General features: G+C 71.5%; 21 protein-coding genes. 10 read left to right on the forward strand and 11 right to left on the reverse strand.

Annotated elements, in window-relative coordinates; translation table 11 throughout:
• The first annotated feature begins 76 nt into the window (after positions 1–76).
• From OHA99_RS06260 to OHA99_RS06275, 4 genes are read left to right on the forward strand one after another with little or no spacing between them, the layout of a single operon-like run.
• Positions 77–1,285, forward strand: coding sequence for a pyridoxal phosphate-dependent aminotransferase (locus tag OHA99_RS06260; RefSeq protein WP_405694602.1), 1,209 nt, complete (start codon positions 77–79; stop codon positions 1,283–1,285).
• A gap of 53 nt (positions 1,286–1,338) precedes the next feature.
• Positions 1,339–1,938 carry a histidine phosphatase family protein gene (locus OHA99_RS06265; protein WP_153177227.1) on the forward strand — a complete coding sequence of 200 codons (600 nt, stop codon included), beginning with the start codon at positions 1,339–1,341 and terminating at the stop codon, positions 1,936–1,938.
• Positions 1,939–1,976: 38 nt separating this feature from the next.
• Positions 1,977–2,627, forward strand: a complete 651-nt coding sequence (locus OHA99_RS06270) for a hypothetical protein (RefSeq protein ID WP_405694606.1) — start codon at positions 1,977–1,979, stop codon at positions 2,625–2,627.
• A gap of 54 nt (positions 2,628–2,681) precedes the next feature.
• Positions 2,682–3,104 carry a thioesterase family protein gene (locus OHA99_RS06275; protein ID WP_164382275.1) on the forward strand — a complete coding sequence of 141 codons (423 nt, stop codon included), beginning with the start codon at positions 2,682–2,684 and terminating at the stop codon, positions 3,102–3,104.
• A 28-nt stretch (positions 3,105–3,132) separates the two neighbouring features.
• Here the strand turns inward: OHA99_RS06275 and OHA99_RS06280 are convergent, their stop codons facing one another.
• The 8 genes from OHA99_RS06280 to OHA99_RS06315 form a co-directional block, all read right to left on the reverse strand.
• A complete protein-coding gene (locus tag OHA99_RS06280) occupies positions 3,133–4,521 on the reverse strand; it encodes a nucleobase:cation symporter-2 family protein (RefSeq protein ID WP_153177230.1) in 1,389 nt (462 codons plus the stop codon).
• Between the two features lie 245 nt (positions 4,522–4,766).
• The gene (locus OHA99_RS06285) at positions 4,767–6,158 is read right to left on the reverse strand and encodes an 8-oxoguanine deaminase (protein WP_405694608.1); all 1,392 of its coding nucleotides are present in this window, start codon (positions 6,156–6,158) and stop codon (positions 4,767–4,769) included.
• Positions 6,159–6,230: 72 nt separating this feature from the next.
• Positions 6,231–7,646: a nucleobase:cation symporter-2 family protein gene (locus tag OHA99_RS06290; protein ID WP_405694611.1), complete on the reverse strand. Its 1,416-nt coding sequence runs from the start codon at positions 7,644–7,646 to the stop codon at positions 6,231–6,233.
• A 65-nt stretch (positions 7,647–7,711) separates the two neighbouring features.
• Entirely contained in the window at positions 7,712–8,647 is a 936-nt protein-coding gene (pucL, locus tag OHA99_RS06295; RefSeq protein ID WP_405694613.1) for a factor-independent urate hydroxylase, read from the reverse strand.
• Positions 8,648–8,654: 7 nt separating this feature from the next.
• On the reverse strand, positions 8,655–9,056 hold the full coding sequence (gene uraH / locus OHA99_RS06300) for a hydroxyisourate hydrolase (protein WP_153177234.1): 402 nt from the start codon (positions 9,054–9,056) through the stop codon (positions 8,655–8,657).
• A complete protein-coding gene (gene uraD, locus OHA99_RS06305; RefSeq protein WP_194279875.1) occupies positions 9,053–9,568 on the reverse strand; it encodes a 2-oxo-4-hydroxy-4-carboxy-5-ureidoimidazoline decarboxylase in 516 nt (171 codons plus the stop codon). The genes uraH and uraD overlap by 4 nt, the downstream gene beginning before the upstream one ends.
• A 149-nt stretch (positions 9,569–9,717) precedes the next feature.
• Positions 9,718–10,086 (reverse strand): helix-turn-helix domain-containing protein, encoded by a 369-nt coding sequence (locus tag OHA99_RS06310; protein ID WP_102929565.1) that lies wholly within the window; start codon positions 10,084–10,086, stop codon positions 9,718–9,720.
• Positions 10,083–10,349, reverse strand: coding sequence for a hypothetical protein (locus OHA99_RS06315; RefSeq protein WP_194279876.1), 267 nt, complete (start codon positions 10,347–10,349; stop codon positions 10,083–10,085). The genes OHA99_RS06310 and OHA99_RS06315 overlap by 4 nt, the downstream gene beginning before the upstream one ends.
• Before the next feature lie 141 nt (positions 10,350–10,490).
• Here OHA99_RS06315 and OHA99_RS06320 point away from each other — a divergent pair, with 141 nt between their 5' ends.
• The 5 genes from OHA99_RS06320 to OHA99_RS06340 all read left to right on the forward strand — a co-directional run bounded on the left by OHA99_RS06320 (position 10,491) and on the right by OHA99_RS06340 (position 15,322).
• On the forward strand, positions 10,491–11,330 hold the full coding sequence (locus tag OHA99_RS06320) for a TIM barrel protein (RefSeq protein ID WP_153177236.1): 840 nt from the start codon (positions 10,491–10,493) through the stop codon (positions 11,328–11,330).
• A 47-nt stretch (positions 11,331–11,377) separates the two neighbouring features.
• Positions 11,378–12,268, forward strand: a complete 891-nt coding sequence (locus tag OHA99_RS06325) for a 2-hydroxy-3-oxopropionate reductase (protein ID WP_054099688.1) — start codon at positions 11,378–11,380, stop codon at positions 12,266–12,268.
• 205 nt (positions 12,269–12,473) lie between these two features.
• Positions 12,474–13,937, forward strand: a complete 1,464-nt coding sequence (locus tag OHA99_RS06330; protein ID WP_153177237.1) for a catalase — start codon at positions 12,474–12,476, stop codon at positions 13,935–13,937.
• Positions 13,938–14,412: 475 nt separating this feature from the next.
• Entirely contained in the window at positions 14,413–14,655 is a 243-nt protein-coding gene (locus tag OHA99_RS06335; protein WP_007445511.1) for a hypothetical protein, read from the forward strand.
• A gap of 70 nt (positions 14,656–14,725) precedes the next feature.
• Positions 14,726–15,322 carry a TIGR04222 domain-containing membrane protein gene (locus tag OHA99_RS06340; RefSeq protein WP_153177239.1) on the forward strand — a complete coding sequence of 199 codons (597 nt, stop codon included), beginning with the start codon at positions 14,726–14,728 and terminating at the stop codon, positions 15,320–15,322.
• Positions 15,323–15,418: 96 nt separating this feature from the next.
• On the opposite strand, the gene gcl is transcribed toward OHA99_RS06340, so the two are convergent.
• Positions 15,419–17,203 (reverse strand): glyoxylate carboligase, encoded by a 1,785-nt coding sequence (gene gcl, locus OHA99_RS06345; protein ID WP_153177240.1) that lies wholly within the window; start codon positions 17,201–17,203, stop codon positions 15,419–15,421.
• A 147-nt stretch (positions 17,204–17,350) separates the two neighbouring features.
• Here gcl and OHA99_RS06350 point away from each other — a divergent pair, with 147 nt between their 5' ends.
• Positions 17,351–18,037 carry a hypothetical protein gene (locus OHA99_RS06350; RefSeq protein WP_165684346.1) on the forward strand — a complete coding sequence of 229 codons (687 nt, stop codon included), beginning with the start codon at positions 17,351–17,353 and terminating at the stop codon, positions 18,035–18,037.
• Positions 18,038–18,062: 25 nt separating this feature from the next.
• Here OHA99_RS06350 and lbuL read toward each other — a convergent pair whose 3' ends face one another.
• A complete protein-coding gene (gene lbuL / locus OHA99_RS06355; protein ID WP_153177242.1) occupies positions 18,063–19,685 on the reverse strand; it encodes a linear/branched/unsaturated fatty acid:CoA ligase LbuL in 1,623 nt (540 codons plus the stop codon).
• Entirely contained in the window at positions 19,682–21,361 is a 1,680-nt protein-coding gene (ibuL, locus tag OHA99_RS06360; RefSeq protein ID WP_405694618.1) for an isobutyrate:CoA ligase IbuL, read from the reverse strand. Before ibuL ends, lbuL begins: the two co-directional genes overlap by 4 nt.
• Positions 21,362–21,499: the final 138 nt, after the last annotated feature.

Below are 21,499 nucleotides of genomic sequence, written 5' to 3' on the forward strand. Positions count from 1 at the left end.
TAGACAAGTTGTTGGACTTTCCAAGCTGCTACTTGGTAAAACCAAGCAACACCAGATTCCGGAGGGGAAGCCGCGCATGGAGTTCCGGCAGTCGAACAAGCTCAGCGAGGTCTGTTACGAGATCCGCGGCCCGGTCATCGAGCAGGCCAACGCGCTGGAGGAGGCGGGCCACAGCGTCCTGCGCCTCAACACCGGCAACCCGGCCCTCTTCGGCTTCGAGGCGCCGGAGGAGATCGTCCAGGACATGATCCGGATGCTGCCGCAGGCGCACGGCTACACGGACTCGCGCGGCATCCTCTCCGCCCGCCGGGCCGTCGCCCAGCGCTACCAGGCGCTCGGCCTGGAGGTCGACGTGGACGACGTCTACCTGGGCAACGGCGTCTCCGAGCTGATCTCCATGGCCGTACAGGCCCTGCTCGAGGACGGCGACGAGGTCCTGATCCCCGCCCCCGACTTCCCCCTCTGGACGGCGGTGACCACCCTCGCGGGCGGCAAGGCGGTGCACTACCTCTGCGACGAGCAGGCGGAGTGGTACCCGGACCTGGCCGACATGGAGTCGAAGATCACCGACCGCACCAAGGCGGTCGTCGTCATCAACCCCAACAACCCCACCGGCGCCGTCTACCCCAAGGAGATCGTCGAGGGCATCCTCGACCTCGCCCGCCGGCACGGCCTGATGGTCCTCGCCGACGAGATCTACGACCAGATCCTGTACGACGACGCCGTGCACCACTCGGCCGCGTCCCTCGCCCCCGACCTGGTCGTCCTCACCTTCTGCGGCCTGTCCAAGACCTACCGGGTGGCGGGCTTCCGCTCGGGCTGGCTGGTGGTGACGGGGCCGAAGCAGCACGCCAGGGACTATCTGGAGGGCCTGACCATGCTGGCCTCCATGCGCCTGTGCGCCAACGCGCCCGCCCAGTACGCCATCCAGGCCGCGCTCGGCGGCCGCCAGTCCATCCGCGAGCTGACGGCACCCGGCGGGCGGCTGCGCGAACAGCGGGACGTGGTCTGGGAAAAGCTGAACGAGATCCCCGGCGTCAGCTGCGTCAAGCCGAAGGGCGCGCTGTACGCCTTCCCGCGCATCGACCCGGCCGTCCACAGGATCCACGACGACGAGCGCTTCGTCCTGGACCTGCTACTCAGGGAGAAGATCCAGGTGGTGCAGGGAACGGGCTTCAACTGGCCCTCCCCCGACCACTTCCGCATCCTGACACTGCCGCACGCGGAGGACCTGGAGGCGGCGATCGGGCGCATCGGGCGCTTCCTGAGCGGCTACCGGCAGTAGGCGACAGACGCCGGGAAGCGGCCGGGACGACGGACCCGCCGTAGCCTGGTGGCATGGGTGATCTTTTTCTGGTCCGGCACGGTGAGACCGAGTGGTCGCGCTCGGGGCGGCACACCGGGCTGACGGACGTCCCGCTGACCGAGAAGGGGCGGGAGCAGGCGCGGAGCCTGGTGCCGCTGATCCGGTCGCACCGGATCGGGGCCGCCTTCGTCAGCCCCTTCCAGCGGGCCCGGGAGACGGCCGAGCTGATCGGGCTGCACGAGGTGCGCATCGAGCCGGACCTGCACGAGTGGGACTACGGCGGCTACGAGGGGATCACGACCGTCGAGATCCACCGGAGCCGGCCGGACTGGTTCCTGTTCACGGACGGGGTCGCGCCCGGACCGCCGGACCACCCCGGGGAGACGCCCGAGCAGGTGGGCGAGCGGGCCGACCGGGTGCTGGCCACGGTGGAGGCGGCCTTCGCCAACACCGAGGGGTGCGTGGTGCTGGTGGCGCACGGGCACTTCCTGCGGGTGCTGACCGCCCGGCACCTGGGCCTGCCGGCATCCCACGGGTCGCTGTTCCAGTTGGGCACGGGCACGCTGTGCCGGCTGGGTACCGAGCACGGGCGGCCGGTGATCGCCGCCTGGAATGTCAGACCTCCGTCGTAGTCTTCGAAGGCGTGACCGATGGGGGAAGGAGGGACGCCGTGGCTCTGTCGCCCACTGCCGCGCAGCGGCGTGTCATCGCCGCGGCCGATCCCGCCACCGGGCGCCTGAAGGGTACGGACGCCCAGCTCGCGGCGCTGGTGAAGCGCGGGCTCGCCTTCCGGCATCCGCGGCCGCCGCACGACCACTTCCTGACCCCGGCCGGGCACCGGATACGGGAGGTGGGCGGCGAGCCGGACGGAGTGGCGGTGGCGCCCGAGCCGCCCGTCGCACCGGACGCCGGGGGTGTGTTCGCCGCGCGGGTCGGCGGCGAGGAGGCCGCGCCGGGCGATACCGGCCCCGCACGGCTGCGGGAGGTGCGCGGTGCCTGGCAGGGGCTGCTGGAGCTGCGCCGGATGACGCACGCCGACGGGAGCACCGACCGGCCGTGCGCCTGGGAGCGGACGCACCTGGTGCGGGCCGCCGCGCTCGCCCTGGAGGCGGCCGGGCACCGCCCCGCGGGCCCGGACGGCGGGGACGGGTACCGGGTGCGGGCGACGCCGCAGCCGGAGGCCGTCGCCGTGTACGAGCCGGACGGCACCGCGCTGCGGGGCTGCGCGGCGACGCTGGAGCGGGCGGGCTGGCACGTCGGGGAGCACACCGAGCCGCGTACGCGGGCCCGTTACCTGCTGGCCTCCCCGCGGAAGGTGTGACGCCCGCATGTCAGGATCGGTCCGTTCCTACAGGTGCGAAGAGAGGCAGCAGCGGTGAGCGAGCCGTTTTCCGTCCCGGTGACCGTCCGCGGGTACGAGACCGACACCCAGGGCCATCTGAACCAGTCCGTGTACCTGAACTACGCGGAGCACGCCCGCTGGTCGCTGCTCCGGGCGGCCGGGATCAGCCAGGCCGGGCTGGTCGCGAGCGGGGTCGGACCGGTGGCCCTGGAGACGACCATCCGGTACCGCCGGGAGCTGCTCGCGGGTGACGAGGTCACGGTGAGCTGCGTGTTCGAGTGGGGCGGGGGCAAGACCTTCCGGATCCGCCAGGTCGTCACCAAGGCCGACGGCACCGTCGCCGCCGAGATCGACGCCGTCGGCGGGCTGATGGACCTGAGCGAGCGCAGGCTGGTGCCGGACCCGAGGCAGCGCTTCAAGGAACTGGCGGCGGAGCCGGAGCTGTTCGGGCTCTAGCCACGGCCCCGCCGACCGGTCCCCGGTGTCACGGCATCGCCGCCGCCCGGGACGCCTCGGTGATCTCGTCGCCCGCCTCCATCGGGTGGGTGACGTCCTCCGCCTCGCGTTCCCGGCCGCCGATGTGGTTGAAGACCAGGTTGAGCAGGACGGCGGCCACACAGCCGGTCGAGATGCCCGAGTCGAGGATGATCCGCGCGTTCTCCGGGAACGCGTGGTAGAACTCCGGCGCGGCGATCGGGATGATGCCGACGGCCAGCGAGACCGCCACGATCAGGACGTTGTTGTCCTTGTCCAGGCTCGCCCGGACCAGGGTCTGGATGCCGCTGGCGGCGACGGAGCCGAAGAGGACCACGCCGGCGCCGCCCAGGACCGGACGCGGGACGACGGCGATCAGCGACGCGGCCATCGGGCACAGGCCCATCAGGACCAGGAAGCCGCCGCCGACCGCGACGACGTAGCGGCTGCGGATCTTCGTCATGGCGACCAGGCCGATGTTCTGGGCGAAGGCGCTGCACATGAAGCCGTTGAAGAACGGGCTGAGGGCGGAGCCCAGTGTGTCGGCGCGCAGGCCGGCCGCGATGGTCTTCTCGTCGGCCGGGCGCTCCACGATCTCGCCGAGGGCGAGCATGTCGGCCGTGGACTCGGTCATCGAGACCACCATCACCACGCACATGGACAGGATCGCGGCGATCTGGAACTGCGGGGCGCCGAAGTGGAAGGGGGTGGGGAAGCCGACGATGTCCGCGTCCGCGACCGGGCCGAAGTCCGTGACGCCGAACGGGATCGCGATGAGCGTGCCCGCGACCAGACCGAGCAGCACGGCGATCTGCTTGACGAAGCCGCGGGTGAAGCGGCGCAGGACCAGGACGATGACGAGGGTGAGGGCGGCCAGGCCCAGGTTGGTCGCCGAGCCGTAGTCGTCCGCCGCCGGAGCGGGACCCTGCGCCCAGCCGAAGGCCACCGGGAGCAGGGATATGCCGATCAGGGTGATGACGGTGCCGGTGACGACCGGCGGGAAGAAGCGGATCGCCTTGCTGAAGAAGGGGGCCGCGAGGAAACCGAGGAGTCCGGCGACGATGACCGCGCCGAAGATGATCGGCAGGGCGTCGGACTTGTCGTCGGTGGAGGCGACGACCGCGGTCATGGGGGCGACACCGGCGAAGGTGACGCCGTTGACGAAGGGCAGCCGGGCTCCGATCTTCCAGATGCCCAGGGTCTGGAGGAAGGTCGCCAGGCCCGCGGTGAACAGGCAGGCGCCGGTGAGGAAGGTCAGCTCGGTGGCGCTCAGGCCGATGGCCGCGCCGACGATCAGGGGCGGGGCGACGACCCCGGCGTACATGGCGGCCACGTGTTGCAGGCCGGTCGTCGCCATCTTCAGTGGCGGGAGTTTCTCGTCAACAGGGTGGTCGGCCACGGCGGCGTTCCTCCGGTCGGTTACACGTCGGCTCTGACGTGGGTGTCAGGGAGGTGGTGCGGGTGGTGGTCGTGCGGGACCGGGACGGACCGTTCGGGGGAACGGGCGACCGCTCCGGGGCGTGCGCGCAGGGGCGCACACCCCGGAGTAGGCCACCGTGGACCCCGCTCGGGTCCACGGTTACCGGCCGGGAGCCGTCCCTCCCGGCCGGAGATCAAGTGGTGTTCTGCTGTGCGGTGTTCGGCTCAGCCCTCGGCGGCGGCGATCCGCGCCAGGCGTCGTGCCTCGTCCCGGGTGGAGCGGGCGACGGCGTCCTCGTCGACGGTGAGCAGCCTGCCGTTCTCGACGATCTGCCGGCCGTTCACGAACGACGCGGTGACCGGTGCGGGGGCGCCGAGGACCAGGGCGGTCACCGGGTCGGCGATGGAGGAGTGGGCGAGGGTGTCCATCCGCCACAGCACCAGGTCGGCGAGCTTGCCCGCCTCCAGGGAGCCGGTCTCGGCGGCCCGGCCGAGGACCCGGGCACCGCCGTGGGTGCCCAGGCGCAGCGCCCTGCGGGCGTTCAGCGCGGCCTCGCGGTGGGCGCCGAGACGGTTGATCAGCAGGGCGTTGCGCAGTTCGGTGTGGAGCTCGCCGGACTCGTTCGAGGCGGTGCCGTCGACGCCGAGGCCGACCGGGACGCCGGCGGCGAGCAGGTCGGGGACCCGGGCGATGCCGGCGGCCAGGCGGGCGTTGGAGGAGGGGCAGTGGGCGACGCCGGTGCCGGTGCGGGCGAAGGCGGCGACGTCGGAGTCGTTCATGTGGACGCAGTGCGCCATCCACACGTCGTCGCCGAGCCAGCCGGTGGACTCGAAGTAGTCGGTGGGGCCCATGCCGAACAGCTCGTGGCAGAACTTCTCCTCCTCCACGGTCTCCGAGCCGTGGGTGTGCAGCCGCACGCCGAGCCGGCGGGCCAGCTCGGCTCCCTGGCGCATCAGTTCGGTGGAGACGGAGAAGGGCGAGCAGGGGGCGACGGCGACCTGGGTCATCGCGTCGAAGGAGGGGTCGTGGTGCTCCCGGACGGTGGCCTCGGTGGCGGCGAGCGCGTCGTCCAGGCTCTCCACCGCGAAGTCGGGCGGCAGCCCGCCGTCGGACTCGCCGCGGTCCATGGAGCCGCGGGCGAGGGTGAAGCGGACGCCCATGTCGCGGGCGGCGCGGACGATCGCGCCGGACAGGTCGCCGGCGCCGCGCGGGTGGATGTAGTGGTGGTCCGCGGCGGTGGTGACGCCGCCGCGGGCCATCATCGCGAGCGAGCCCTGGGCGGCGGCGTGGGCCATCGGCTCGTCGAGGCGCGCCCAGGTCGGGTACAGGGCGACCAGCCAGTCGAACAGGTTGTGGTCGGTGGCCAGGCCCCGGGTGAGCCACTGGTAGAAGTGGTGGTGGGTGTTGACCAGGCCGGGGGTGACCAGGTGTCCGGTCGCGTCGATCCGGCGTACGACGTTCTCCAGGTCCTCGGGTGCCCGCCCCGCGCCGACCGCCTCGATCCGGTGGCCGGCGAGCACGACGTGGCCCGAGGCGTACTCGGTGTCGTCCGCGTCGACGGTCGCGATGGCGCAGTTCTCGATGACGGTGCGATCGGCTGCCGCTGATGCTGCCATGCTGCTTCCTTCTCTCTCGGTGCGGCCCGTGGACGGGGAGTCGAGTACCCACGGGGAGGGCACGGCAGGACCCTAGGGGGATTTGAGTGCCGGGGCCGGGTGACGGCTCCGGGTGCCGAGGTGGTGGAAGAACAGGTTGAGGGCGACCGCGACGATCGCCCCCGCGCTGATGCCGGAGCCGAGCACGGTCTGTGCCCAGGCGGGGAACTCGGCGTAGAAGGTCGGTGCCGCCAGCGGGATGATGCCCGCGCCGAGCGCCACGGCGACCAGGATGATGTTGGAGCTGTCGTCGAGTCCGGCCTCGGACAGCGTACGGATGCCGCTGACCGCGATCGAGCCGAAGAGCACGATGCCCGCGCCGCCCAGGACCGGCATCGGGACCAGTGAGACGACCGCGCCGAGGACCGGGAAGGCGCCGAGGACGAGCAGGGTGGCGCCGGCGACGGCGACGACGTAGCGGCTGCGCACCCGGGTGAGGGAGACGACGCCGACGTTCTGTGCGAAGGCGGAGGTGGGGAAGCCGCCGAAGACGGGGCCGACCAGGGTGGCGAGGCCGTCGGTGCGCAGGCCGCGGGTGATGACCTTGGCGTCGGCGCGGCGGTCGCAGATCTCACCGAGGGCGAGCATGCCCGCGGACGACTCCGTCATCAGGACCAGCATGACGATGCACAGCGAGAGGATGGCGGCGGGCTGGAACTCGGGGGCGCCGAAGGCGAAGGGGGTCGGCAGGGCGGCGACCGGCGCGGAGTCCAGGGCGCCGAAGTCGGCCATGCCGAAGGGGATGGCGGCCAGGGTGCCGATCAACAGGCCGAACAGCAGGGCAACTTGCTTGACGAAGCCCTTGCCGAAGCGCTGGATGACGAGGATGACCGCGAGGGTGAAGGCGGCGAGCGCGAGGTTGCGCATCGAGCCGAAGTCGGCGGCGGTCTTGTCGCCGCCCTGGGCCCAGCCGACCGGGACCGGCATCAGCGTGACGCCGATGAGGGTGATGACCACGCCCGTGACCAGCGGCGGGAAGAAGCGGAGCAGTCGGCCGAAGAACGGGCCGACGGCGAGGCAGAAGACGCCGGCGACCATCACCGCGCCGTAGACGGCGGGGAGTTGGCTGCCCTGCGCGTTGGTCTCGACGATGGCGAGGATGGGGGCGATGCCGGCCGAGGAGGCGGCGTTGACGAAGGGCAGGCGGTTGCCGACGAAGCCCTTGACGCCGAGGGTCTGGAGCAGGGTGGCGACGCCCGCGATGAGCAGCGAGGCCGCGATCAGGCGGGTGCGGCCCTCGAGGTCGAGTCCGCAGGCCTGGCCGATGATGAGCGGAGGAGTGACGACGCCCGCGTACATGGCGGCGATGTGCTGGAGCGCTGCGGGGACGAGCCGCGAGGGGTGGAGCTTCTCGTCGACCGGGTGCACGGACGTGACGGCGTCCTCGGTGTGCACCGGTGGCGGGGTGGGACATGAGCCTTTCGCCGGCTCCGTTGCAGGCTGTGCCATGGTGTTTCCTCCGGTGTGGCGCGCCACCCGCCCCGGGGGGCGGGGCGGGTGGCGCGCGTCCCGCGTCAGAGGTTGGTCATGTCGACCGGGATGAGTTGCTCGGCGCCGTCGCGCAGGATGGTGGCCTCGATCAGGCCGTACGGGCGGTCGGCGGCGTAGTACACCGCGCCGTCCTTGGCGTCGTTGTCGATCCCGAAGGGCGACAGGTCCGAGCGGAAGTGGTGCTTGTTGGGCATCGAGAAGCGGATCTCGTCGACCTCGTCGCGGGAGTTGAGCACCCGCACACCCATCTCGAAGAGGGTCTGCTGGAGCGAGTACGAGTAGGTCTCGGCGAACGCCTGGAGCGCGTGCTTGCGCACCCCGCTGTAGGAGCGGTCCCAGTCGGGGGCGTGCGAGTCGACGCCGTCCCAGTTGTGCCGCCACCAGGTGGAGACGGTGGTGGCGAGGATGCGGTCGTGGTCCTCCTGGAGGGTCGTGTACTTGTCCTTGAGGAAGCCGAAGAACTCGGAGTTGGTCGAGTTCAGGACGGTCAGGTCCTTGAACCCGGAGAGCACCTGGATGCCGTGGCCGTCGTAGGTGATCTGCGCGACGCGGGTCTCCTGGCCGGTGCGGACGAAGGAGTGCGCGATCTCCTCCGCGCCGACGAAGCGGGCGCCGCCCTTGGAGGTCTCGATCCGCTCCCAGCCGTACTCCTCGACGCGGATGCGGGCCCGGTGGATCGGCTCGTTGTCGTCCACGAAGTGGCGGGCGAGCGCGACGCCGAGGTCCTCGGCGCTCTCGATCCCGTGCTCCTTGGCGAAGGCGAACACGGTGTTCTTGGTGGTGTCGGTCGGCAGGACGTTGGCGTTGGAACCGCTGCGGTGGACCTCCTCCATGTCGCCGGACAGGGCGACGGAGACGTTCAGGTCCTTGATGTGGTGCGTGTCGCCGTCACGCGTGATCTTGACGACGCGGTTCTCTGCCTTGCCGTACTGGTTCTGTCCCAGGACGAAACGGGTCATGATTCGGTCAGCTCCCTCGGTAAACGGAGTAGCCGAACGGGTTGAGCAGCAGCGGAACGTGGTAGTGCTCGCCGGGCACCACCGCGAAGGTGATGGTGACCTCGGGGAAGAACACGGGCCGGCCGTTCTCGCTGTCCCGGAGCGCGGGGGCGTCCTGCTGGGCCGCGGCTTGTTTCTTGGCGAAGTACGTCTCGGTGTCGAAGTCGAGCCGTACGTGGGTGGTGCCCTCCGGCAGGGCCGGGAGGTCCTTGCACCGGCCGTCGGCGTCGGTCGCGGAGCCGCCGAGGGTCTGCCAGTCCCCCTCGCGGCCCGTACGGGCGGCGAGGCGGACGGCGACGTCCCCAGCGGGGCGGCCGACGCTGGTGTCCAGGATGTGCGTGGACACGGAGGCGGTGGTGCTGGTGCTCATGGTCGGGCGTCCTGTTCGACGAGTCGGGTCAGGCGGATGCGGTTGATCTTCCCCAGTTCGGTGCGGACGATCTCGCGCTCCTGCTCGGGCGAGTTGCCGATCCGCTCCTTGACCGCGTCCCGCATCTGCTCACCGGTCCGGCCGGTGGCGCAGATCAGGAAGACGTGGCCGAACTTCTCCTGGTAGGCCAGGTTCAGTTCGAGCATCTCCGCCTTGAGTTCCTCGGCGGCGCCGGCCATGCCCGCCTGTTCGCGGGACGAGGTCGGGTCGCCCGGCTTGGGGCGCCCGATCGGCGGGTGCCCGGCCATCGCCTCCGCGAGGTCCTCGGCGGTCAGCTCGGCCATGGCGGCGTCGCCGGCGGCGTACAGGTCCTCAAGGGTGGCGAAGGGGCGGGCGGTGAGCAGGTGCCGGGCCCACGCCGTGGCGGCGCACGCCTCGAGGAGCTCGGCGCGTGCCGAGGACTCCTCGAGGGTGTTGAAGCGGGCCAGGCCCGTCGCGGAAGTGGACGTCACGGGAGCCTCCGTGGCCTTGTGCTGAGCGGGCGTGCCGATAGCTAACGCCCTCGGAAACAAGCCGTCAACACTTTGTTGAAAATTCGGGGTCAGAAAAGCCGCCGCCCGGTTACCGGACGGCGGCTTCAGACGCGGGGGAACCGTGCAGGTCAGGTGCCCTTCTCGCGGTTGAGGTAGTTGTACACCGTGAAACGGCTGACGCCGAGGGCGCCCGCGACGGTCTCCACGCCGTGCCGTACGGCGAAGGCGCCGCGCGCCTCCAGGGCCCGTACGACCTCCTGCTTGGCCCGGCGGTCGAGGTCGGCCAGCGGCCGGCCCTGCCGGCGCTCCATGGCGGCCAGGATGTGGTCCAGGGAGTCGGCGAGCTGGGGCAGGCGCACGGCGACGACGTCGGCACCCTCCCAGGAGAGCACGACGTCCTCCCGGCCGGCCTCGTCCGGCGGCAGCATCTCGCCGCCCATGGCGTCGACCAGGGGCTTGACGGCCGCGATGAACGGCTCCTCGGCCGGGCCGGTCACCGCTCGCCCTCCGCTCCGGCGCCCTCTCCGACCACGTTGACCTGGAGCGAGATCCGGGTCGCACCGGCCTCCAGGGAGCGGCGCAGCAGCGCGTCCACGGCGGTGAGCACCTGGTCGGCGCGGCCCTCGGCGGTGTTGCCGAAGGGACCGACGTCCACCGCGTCCAGCTCGGCCGCCTCGACGACCTCCCGGGCCACCAGCGCATGGGCGGGGGCCTCGTCCAGGTCGAAGGGTTCGGTCGTGAACTCCACTCTCAATCGCACGCGGTCAACCTAACGCGGGGTGACCGCTTTCCGCCGCCCCCTCTTGACAACAGCCGCGCTCCCCGGGCAACCTTCCATCAAGCAGAAACGAACTTCCGTAATGCGGAACATCGATCGAAACGGAAGGGAGCGCGGCACCCGATGGGCTTCGCAGATCAGCGCTTCAACGTCAACCTGTCGATCCTCTTCACGGAACTCCCGCTCCTGGAGCGCCCCGCGGCCGCCGCCGCGGCCGGCTTCACCGCGGTCGAGCTGTGGTGGCCCTGGATCGACTCGCCCACCCCCGAGCAGTCCGAGCTCGACGCCCTCAAGGCGGCCATCGAGGACGCCGGCGTCCGGCTCACCGGCCTGAACTTCTACGCGGGGCAGCTGCCCGGGCCCGACCGGGGCGCGCTGTCGATCCCCGGCGAGGAGTCGGACCGCTTCCGCGCCAACATCGACGTGGCCGCCGGCTTCGCCCAGTCGCTGGGCTGCACGGCGCTCAACGCCCTGTACGGCAACCGCGTCGAGGGCGTGGACCCGGCCGAGCAGGACCGGCTCGCGCTGGAGAACCTGGTCCTCGCGGCCCGCGCGGCCGACCGGATCGGCGCGATCCTGCTGGTCGAGGCGCTCAACGAGCCCGAGTCGCCGCGGTACCCGCTGGTGTCGGCGCCGGCCGCGATCGAGGTCGTGGACAAGGTCAACGAGGCCACCGGACTCGGCAACGCCAAGTTCCTCATGGACCTCTACCACCTGTCCATGAACGGCGAGGACCTGGCGCAGGTGATCGACGCGTACGCCGCGAAGACCGGCCACGTCCAGATCGCCGACAACCCGGGCCGCGGCGCCCCCGGCACGGGCTCCCTCCCCCTGGAGGACCTGCTCGACCGGCTGGCGAAGGCCGGGTACGACGGCTGGGTCGGCCTGGAGTACAAGCCCGGCGACGACCCCAGCGCCCAGTCCTTCTCCTGGCTGCCGGCCGGGGCCCGCGCGGCCCGCTGAGCGCCACCCGCAGAACTCTTCAGAGATTTTCCAGAGAGGTACCCATCATGAGCACGCTCCCCAAGGTCGCCTGGGTCGGTCTCGGCATCATGGGCTCGCCCATGTCCGAGAACCTGATCAAGGCGGGCTACCAGGTCACCGGCTTCACCCTGGAGCAGGAGAAGCTGGACCGCCTGTCCGCCGCCGGCGGCACCGCGGCCGGCTCGATCGCCGACGCCGTGCGCGACGCCGACGTGATCGTCACCATGGTGCCCGCGTCGCCGCAGGTCGAGGCCATCGCCTACGGCCCCGACGGCATCCTGGAGAACGCGAAGTCCGGCGCGCTCCTGGTCGACATGTCCTCGATCACCCCGCAGACCTCGGTCGACCTCGCGAAGGCCGCCAAGGACAAGGGCGTCCGTGTCCTGGACGCCCCCGTCTCCGGCGGCGAGGCCGGCGCGATCGAGGCCGTGCTGTCCATCATGGTCGGCGGTGAGCAGGCCGACTTCGACGAGGCCAAGCCGCTCCTGGAGGCGCTCGGCAAGACCATCGTGCTGTGCGGTCCGCACGGCTCGGGCCAGACCGTGAAGGCCGCCAACCAGCTGATCGTCGCCGTCAACATCCAGGCGTGCGCCGAGGCCGTGGTCTTCCTGGAGAAGTCCGGCGTGGACCTGAAGGCCGCCCTGGACGTCCTCAACGGCGGCCTGGCCGGCTCGACCGTGCTGACGCGGAAGAAGGACAACTTCCTCGGCCGCGACTTCAAGCCGGGCTTCCGTATCGACCTGCACCACAAGGACATGGGCATCGTCACCGACGCCGCCCGCAACGTCGGCGCCGCGCTGCCGGTCGGCGCCGTGGTGGCCCAGCTGGTCGCGTCGCTGCGCGCCCAGGGCGACGGCGGCCTGGACCACTCGGCCCTGCTGCGGGCCGTGGAGCGCCTGTCCGGCGCCCAGGTCTGACCGCCGTACGCGGCACCTCATGACCTCCGGGTGGCGCAGCCGCTGACACCTGTCCCGTCGCGCCCGAGCGGCGGCGTCGCCCGGAACCCACTTCAACAAACTGTTGACGTGCCACTGCCCCAAATCTAGGCTCCACGAAGCGGAAACACGTTTCCATTGATTGTTTCCGCTGAACCCTCGTCTGCAAGGCCACGGAAGGTCCACGATGTCGCAGCGCGTGCTCACCACCGAGTCCGGCGCCCCGGTCGCCGACAACCAGAACTCCGCTTCCGCCGGCATCGGCGGCCCCCTCCTGATCCAGGACCAGCACCTCATCGAGAAGCTCGCGCGCTTCAACCGCGAGCGCATCCCGGAGCGCGTGGTGCACGCCCGCGGCTCCGGCGCGTACGGCCACTTCGAGGTGACCGACGACGTCACCGGCTTCACGCACGCCGACTTCCTGGACACGGTCGGCAAGCGCACCGAGGTCTTCCTGCGCTTCTCCACGGTGGCCGACTCGCTCGGCGGCGCGGACGCGGTCCGCGACCCGCGCGGCTTCGCGCTGAAGTTCTACACCGAGGAGGGCAACTACGACCTCGTCGGCAACAACACCCCGGTGTTCTTCATCAAGGACCCGATCAAGTTCCCGGACTTCATCCACTCGCAGAAGCGCGACCCGTTCACGGGCCGTCAGGAGCCGGACAACGTCTTCGACTTCTGGGCCCACTCCCCCGAGGCCACGCACCAGATCACCTGGCTGATGGGCGACCGCGGCATCCCGGCGTCGTACCGGCACATGGACGGCTTCGGCTCGCACACCTACCAGTGGACGAACGCCAAGGGCGAGTCCTTCTTCGTCAAGTACCACTTCAAGACCGACCAGGGCATCCGCTGCCTGACCGCCGACGAGGCCGCGAAGCTCGCGGGCGAGGACCCGACCTCGCACCAGACGGACCTGGTGCAGGCGATCGAGCGGGGCGTGTACCCGTCCTGGACGCTGCACGTGCAGCTGATGCCGGTGGCCGAGGCGGCGAACTACCGCTTCAACCCGTTCGACGTGACCAAGGTGTGGCCGCACGCCGACTACCCGCTCAGGCGGGTGGGCCGGCTGGTGCTCGACCGCAACCCGGACAACGTCTTCGCGGAGGTCGAGCAGGCCGCGTTCTCCCCGAACAACTTCGTCCCGGGCATCGGCCCCTCCCCCGACAAGATGCTCCAGGGCCGCCTGTTCGCCTACGCGGACGCGCACCGCTACCGCCTGGGCGTCAACCACACCCAGCTCGCGGTGAACGCCCCGAAGGCCGTGCCCGGCGGCGCCGCCAACTACGGCCGCGACGGCCTGATGGCGGCCAACCCGCAGGGCCGGTACGCCAAGAACTACGAGCCGAACTCCTACGACGGCCCGGCCGAGACCGGCACCCCGCTGGCGGCCCCGCTCGCGGTGTCCGGCCACACCGGCACCCACGAGGCACCGCTGCACACCAAGGACGACCACTTCGTGCAGGCCGGTGCGCTGTACCGGCTGATGAGCGAGGACGAGAAGCAGCGCCTGGTGGCGAACATCGCCGGCGGTCTGTCCCAGGTCTCCCGCAACGACGTCGTGGAGAAGAACCTCGCGCACTTCCACGCGGCCGACCCCGAGTACGGCAAGCGCGTGGAGGAGGCGGTCCGCGCCCTGCGCGAGGACTGATCCACCGGCTCGCGCACGGGACCCGGCGGGGAGGCCGGGACCGTGTGCGCGGCCCGCGCAGGCACCGGGGCGGCCCGGATGAGGGGTGACCGCCAGGTGCCGGCGCGGGCAGGGCGAGGACCGCGGCGGCCAGCGAGCCAGTGCGGTGGTGAAGGGCACGGACGCTTCTCCTACGACCTGAGGGGAGGAGCGGTTCCGGCCCGTCGCACCGCCGCGGTCCCAGCCACCCGCCTCTCGTGAACCAGAGGCGCCCCACACTCCGTCCGGCGACGCGAACGACCTGTCGCGCCCAGCCTCGCGCCGCCGGACGGGTTCCACGTGAAGGGACCCCCACCGGGAATCCTCACCAAGAACCTTCACCGGCTGAGAAGCGCCGGATGCGGACGGTCCCGCATCCGGCGCTTCTCGGCGTTCGCCGAGGTGTTCCCACGTGCTCCGGCGTGCGGATCGCCCGCCCGCGCAGCAGCCTGGAGGCATGGCTACGGCACACCCACCCGAGCACCCGCACATCGTCGTCCACTCCCCCGCCCTGGACGGCTCCCGGCGCGTCACCTCCGGGGACGAGACCCTGGGCGTCGCCTCGCACGTCGACGACGTCGCCGAACTGCTGCGGCTGGCCGACCTCTACGTCACCGACGTCGAGGACAGCGACCTGGTCGAGTGGCAGGGCGGCGGCCCGGAGGACTGGCCGGGACTGCACGAGCACCCCGGTGGCTGAACGCGCGTAGGAGTGCCCCGCAGCGGGCACAACTCCGGCAGCACGGGGGTGCGCGGGGGAGGTGCGTGTCGTGGACGGTGGCACGGAGGCCGGGTGGGAGCCGCACCGGATCGCGCTGCTGGGCGGTGGACCGCGGGCCGCCGTCACGGTGGCGGTGGTCGCCCTGCACCTGCTGGGCGCCGTGGAGACCGGTCCACGCGGGACGCTGTGCGCGTCGGGGCCCAAGCCGGAGGGGCTGGAGCCGTTCGAGGGGACCGTCCTGGACTGTCTGCACGAGCCGCTCACCGTCCGCGAACTGGTCCGGCACCCGGACGTGCGCCTGGCCCTGGCCCTGACCCGCATCCCGCTCGCCGAGGACGGACTCCTGGGCCGCCCCTGGCTCAGGCCGAACCGGAGATCCCGTCGGCGCGTGGAGTTCTGGCGGGAGCGGCACCCGCTGCCGGCGGTCCGGCACGGGCTGACGGACGAGGACACGCTGCTCGCGGTCGCCCTGCACGGTGAGGCCGCGCTGCGTGTCCTGCTGCCCCGCTTCGCCCTGCGGGCCCGGCTCGTCGAACGGGTGGAGGTGACCGACCGGGACACGCGGCGGCACACGTCGCGGGGCGGCCCGAACAGTGCGCCCGGCCCCTTCTCCTGCGGCGGGGGCGGGGGCGGCGGCGCGGACTGAGTGCGCACCGGGGCCGCCGGGGCCCCGCACACACGGAAGAGCGGCCCGTCCCCCCGGGGGAACGGGCCGCTCTCGGCGCTCGGCGGGCCGAGCGGGTCAGACCTTCAGCGGCTTGATCGCGGTCGGGGCGTGGCCCGGCTCGGTCGCCAGCTCCTCGAACTCCATGACGTTGCCGATGTCGTTGGTGCCCGACATGGAGATGTTGGTGACGCGCTCCAGGATCGCCTCGACGACGACCGGCACCCGGTGCTCGGCGGCCAGCTTCTTGGCCTGCTCCAGGGCCGCGCCCAGCTCGGCGGGGTCCGTCACCCGGATCGCCTTGCAGCCCAGGCCCTCGGCGACCTTGACGTGGTCGACGCCGTAGACGCCCAGCTCGGGCGAGTTGATGTTCTCGAACTCCAGGTTGACCTGGAAGTCGATGTCGAACGCCCGCTGCGCCTGACGGATCAGGCCCAGGTAGGAGTTGTTGACCAGGACGTGCACGTACGGGATCTTGTGCTGCGCGCCGACGGCCAGCTCCTCCAGCATGAACTGGAAGTCGTAGTCGCCGGAGAGCGCCACGACCTGGGCGTCCGGGTCGGCCTTGGCGACGCCGAGGGCGGCCGGGACGGTCCAGCCGAGCGGTCCCGCCTGGCCGCAGTTGATCCAGTGCCGCGGACGGTAGACGTGCAGCATCTGGGCGCCGGCGATCTGGGAGAGGCCGATGGTGGAGACGTACCGGGTCTCCGGGCCGAAGGCCTTGTTCATCTCCTCGTAGACGCGCTGCGGCTTGATCGGGATGTCGTCGAAGTGCGTACGGCGCTGGAGGGTGGCCTTGCGCTCCTGCGCGGAGGCGGCCCACGCGGAGCGGTCGGGCAGCTTGCCGGCGGCCTTCAGCTCCTTGGCCACCTCGACGAACAGCTCCAGGGCGGCCTTGGCGTCGGAGGCGATGCCGTAGTCCGGGGCGAAGATCTTGCCGATCTGGGTCGGCTCGACGTCGACGTGGACGAACTTCCGGCCGGCCGTGTAGACGTCCAGCTTGCCGGTGTGGCGGTTGGCCCAGCGGTTGCCGATGCCGAGGACGAAGTCGGACTCCAGGAAGGTCGCGTTGCCGTAGCGGTGCGAGGTCTGGAGGCCGACCATGCCGGCGTTCAGCTCGTGGTCGTCGGGCAGGATGCCCCAGCCCATCAGGGTCGGCACGACCGGGGTGCCGGTCAGCTCGGCGAACTCCACCAGCAGCTCGGCGGCGTCGGCGTTGATGACACCGCCGCCGGCCACGAGCAGCGGGCGCTCGGCGGCGTTGAGCAGGCCGATGGCCTTCTCGATCTGGGCGCGGGTGGCGACGGGCCGGTAGACCGGCAGCGGCTCGTAGGTCTCGGGGTCGAACTCGATCTCGGTCGTCTGGACGTCGATCGGCAGGTCGATGAGGACCGGGCCGGGACGGCCGGAGCGCATCAGGTGGAACGCCTGCTGGAAGACGCCGGGGACCTGTGCGGCCTCCAGGACGGTGACGGCCATCTTGGTGACCGGCTTGGCGATGGAGGCGATGTCGACGGCCTGGAAGTCCTCCTTGTGGATCACCGCGGTCGGCGCCTGGCCGGTGATGCACAGGATCGGGATCGAGTCGCCGATCGCCGAGTACAGGCCGGTGATCATGTCGGTGCCGGCCGGACCCGAGGTGCCGATGCAGACGCCGATGTTGCCGGGGTGGGTGCGGGTGTAGCCCTCCGCCATGTGCGAGGCACCCTCGACGTGGCGGGCGAGGGTGTGCTGGACACCGCCGGACGCCTTGAGCGCCGCGTAGAAGGGGTTGATCGCCGCGCCCGGCACACCGAACGCGTCGGTGACGCCCTCGCGCTTGAGAATCTCAACTGCCGCTCGGGCAGCGGTCATACGAGCCATCGAGTACTCCTGCTCCGGCTGTCGGATTCACCCTCCCGGCGCGCCCCGCGGTGAGCTTCTTCCGTAGCAACTTCCGTATAGCGAAATTTGTTTTCTACGATCTGGAAGTAATGTAAGTGGGCAGCCGGAGGCAGTCAAGAGAGGACGATGGGGGTCATGTCCGAGACCATCTCGGTGTGCTGCACCGCCTGCGGGCGCCGGCACCGCTACACGGCACCGTCCTATCCCTGTGCCTGCGGGGCGCCCGTCGCCCCCGAGCTGGACCCGCGCGGGACGGTGACCGCGGTCACCCACCGGACCTGGGACGAGGAGTGGGTCGGGGTGCGCTGTGCGGCCTGCGGGGCGGAGAGCCGGTGGCCGCGGCCGGAGCTGGGCTGCCCCTGCGGGACGGTGCTGTGCGTGCCGGTGGACCCCGCGGCGACGGGCCGGTCCGGGCGCACCCCCGGGTCACGGGTCCCGGCGCACCGGGCGGTGCCGATCCGCACCGCCCGCGACGCGGTCACGGCGGCCGTCCTGTACCTGCGCGGCCTCGGCCACCGGGACGTGCGCCGCGCCGACCAGCGGCCCCTGTCCGGCATCGGGCTGGCCGCGCCCGGCATCGTCGTCCAGGTGGATCCGACGGTGGGCCCGGCCTCGGTGCGGGACGTGGAGTGCCTGTGGCTGACGGCGATGGCGGAGTCGGCGCGGGGCGTCTACTTCTCGCTGGCCGGGTACGCCGAGGACGCCCGCGCCCGCGCGGACCTGCTGGACCTGCCGCTCTTCGTGCTGGACCCGTCGGGGGTACCGCGCCCGGTCAACGCGCCGGCCGTGACGCTGGACGCCACGGCCGGCTGAGTCGTCGAAGGATCACGTCACGGTGCTACGGACGGGCGTGGCGCTCCCGCAGCTCCACCTTGCGCACCTTGCCCGATACGGTCATCGGGAAGGAGTCGAGGAGCTGGAGGCGGCTGGGCACCTTGTAGTGGGCCAGCTGCCCGTCGCAGTAGGCCCGCAGCTCCTCCAGGGTGAGCGGGTCGGCGGCGTCGCGCGGGACGACGCAGGCCAGCACCTCCTCGCCGTAGCGCTCGTGCGGGACGCCGACGACCTGAACGTCCGCGATCTTCGGGTGGGCGTACAGGAACTCCTCGACCTCGCGGGGGTAGATGTTCTCGCCGCCCCGGATGATCATGTCCTTGATCCGGCCGACGATCTCCACGTACCCGTCCTCGCGCATCACGGCGAGGTCCCCGGTGTGCATCCAGCGGCCCGGGTCGATGGCCTCGGCGGTCTTCCCGGGCTCCTCCCAGTAGCCGAGCATCACGCTGTAGCCGCGGGTGCGCAGTTCGCCCGCGTCGCCGCGCGGCACGGTCACGCCGGTGACCGGGTCGACGACCTTGACCTCGATGTGCGGCAGGACGCGGCCGACGGTGCCGGTGCGGTGTTCGAGGTCGTCGTCCATGCGGGTCTGAAGGGAGACCGGGGAGGTCTCGGTCATGCCGTAGCAGATGGAGACCTGCTCCATGTGCATCTCGGCGACCACCCGCTTCATCACCTCCACCGGGCACGGGGAGCCCGCCATGATGCCGGTGCGCAGCGAGGTGAGGTCGTAGGAGGCGAAGTCCGGCAGGTTCAGTTCGGCGATGAACATGGTGGGGACGCCGTACAGGGACGTGCACCGCTCCCGCTGCACCGCCTCCAGCGTGGCCGCCGGCTCGAAGGACGGGGCGGGGATGACGATGCAGGCGCCGTGGGAGGTGGCGCCGAGGTTGCCCATGACCATGCCGAAGCAGTGGTAGAAGGGCACCGGCAGGCACACCCGGTCCTGCTCGGTGTAGCCGACCGTGCGGCCCACCCAGTAGCCGTTGTTGAGGATGTTGTGGTGGGAGAGGGTGGCGCCCTTGGGGAAGCCGGTGGTGCCGGAGGTGTACTGGATGTTGACCGGGTCGTCGCAGCTCAGCTCTGCGGCGAGGGCGTCGGCCCGCTCCTGCGGGACCGCGGCGGCGCCCGCGGTGAGCGCGTCCCAGGACGGGTCGCCGATGTAGACGGTCTCGCGCAATGCGGGGCACCGGCCACGGACCTGCTCCACGATCGCCCGGTAGTCACTGCTCTTGTGGTCGAGGGAGGCGACCAGCAGGGTGATGCCGGACTGCTGGAGCACGTACTCCAACTCGTGTGCCCGGTAGGCCGGGTTGACGTTCACCATGATGACGCCGATGCGGGCGGTGGCGTACTGGACGAGGACCCACTCGGGGCAGTTGACCGCCCAGATGCCGACCCGGTCGCCCCTGGTGACGCCCTTCGCGAGCAGCCCGCGTGCCACCTCGTCGACGGCGGCGCCGAACTCGGCGTAGGTCCAGCGCCGTCCGGACGGGACGTCGACGAGGGCCTCGCGGTCGGGGTGGGCGGCGATCGCGCGGTCGAGGTTGGCGCCGATGGTGTCGCCGAGGAGTGGGGTGGTACTGGTGCCGTGCGCGTACGACGGCCGGGGCGCGGGTGCGGTCACCGGAAGTCCTCCTCGCGGTACTCGTTCGCGGAACCGGCAGCGGTGGCCTCGCGCAGTTCGATGCGGCGGATCTTGCCGGAGACGGTCTTGGGCAGTTCGCCGAACTCGAGGCGGCGCACCCGCTTGTAGGGGGCGAGGGTGTCGCGGGAGTGCTCGAAGAGCACCTTCGCGGTGTCCGGTCCGGGCTCCCACCCGGCGGCGAGCACGACGTACGCCTTCGGCACGGCGAGCCGCAGCTCGTCCGGGGCGGGCACGACCGCGGCCTCGGCGACCGCCTCGTGCTCCAGCAGCGCGCTCTCCAGCTCGAAGGGGCTGATCTTGTAGTCGGAGGCCTTGAACACGTCGTCGGCCCGGCCGACGTAGGTGAGGTAGCCGTCCTCGTCGCGCGCGCCGATGTCGCCGGTGCGGTAGTAGCCGCCGGCCATCGCCTCGGCGGTGCGGTCGGGGTCGCCGTGGTAGCCGGTCATCAGGCCGACGGGGCGCGCGGACAGGTCCAGGGCGATCTCGCCCTCGTCGGCGCCGGGCGCGCCGGTGACCGGGTCGAGGAGTTCGACGCGGTAGCCGGGGCTGGGGCGGCCCATCGAACCGGTCTTCAGCACCTGGCCGGGGCTGTTGGAGACCTGCACGGCGGTCTCGGTCTGGCCGAAGCCGTCCCGGATTGTCCGCCCCCACAGGCGGCGGACCTGCTCGATCACCTCGGGGTTGAGCGGCTCACCCGCGGCGACGACCTCGCGCGGCGGGGTGGCGAGCCGGGACAGGTCGGCCTGGATGAGCATGCGCCACACGGTCGGCGGGGCGCAGAAGGTGGTCACCCCGGCCCGGTCCATCTCGGACATCAGCCGGGTCGCGTCGAAGCGGGTGTAGTTGTACAGGAAGACGGTCGCCTCGGCGTTCCACGGCGCGAACAGGTTCGACCACGCGTGCTTGGCCCAGCCGGGCGAGGAGATGTTGAGGTGCACGTCACCGGGCTTGAGCCCGATCCAGTACATGGTCGCCAGGTGGCCGACGGGATACGACACGTGGGTGTGCTCGACCAGCTTGGGGCGGGCGGTGGTGCCGGAGGTGAAGTACAGCATGATCGGGTCGTCGGCGGCGGTCGGGCCGTCCGGGGTGAAGGCGTCGGACGCCGTGTACACGTCCTCGTAGGCCCGCCAGCCGGGCGCCGTCGTCGCGCTGCCGCCGACCGCGACGCGGGTGTAGTCGCCGGGCACCTCGTCGAACTTGCCGGTGTCCTCGGCGCGCACGATCACGTGCTTGACCCGGCCGCGGTCGACGCGGTCGCGCAGGTCGGCGGGGCCGAGCAGGGTGGTGGCCGGGATGACGACCGCGCGCAGCTTCATCGCGGCCAGCGCGGTCTCCCACAGCTCCACCTGGTTGCCGAGCATCACCAGGATGCGGTCCTCGGGGCCGACACCCCACTCGCGCAGGCGGTTGGCGACCCGGTTGGACCGGGCGGACATCTCGGCGAAGGAGACCCGGACCTCGCGGCCGTCCTCCTCGACGATGTGCAGCGCGGGACGGTCGTTGCCGTCGGCGATGACGTCGAACCAGTCCAGCGCCCAGTTGAAGTGCTCGGGGCGGGGCCAGCGGAACCCCTCGTAGGCGGCGGTGTAGTCCTCGCGGTGTTCCAGCAGGTAGTCCCGTGCGCTGCGGAACTGCTCCGTGGCCGTCGTCATCTGTCCTCCTCGGTGCCGGACCTTGCCGGGCGGCTCTGTGCCATCGTCTAATCCGTGATGTGGGTCTCACTACCCCCGAACGGGGGTGTGCGTCCCGGGACGGCGACCCTGGACGGGGCGGGTGCGTCCCGGGACGGT

Origin of the sequence: Streptomyces coelicoflavus (assembly GCF_045041415.1) — a bacterium.
Taxonomy (GTDB): domain Bacteria; phylum Actinomycetota; class Actinomycetes; order Streptomycetales; family Streptomycetaceae; genus Streptomyces; species Streptomyces coelicoflavus.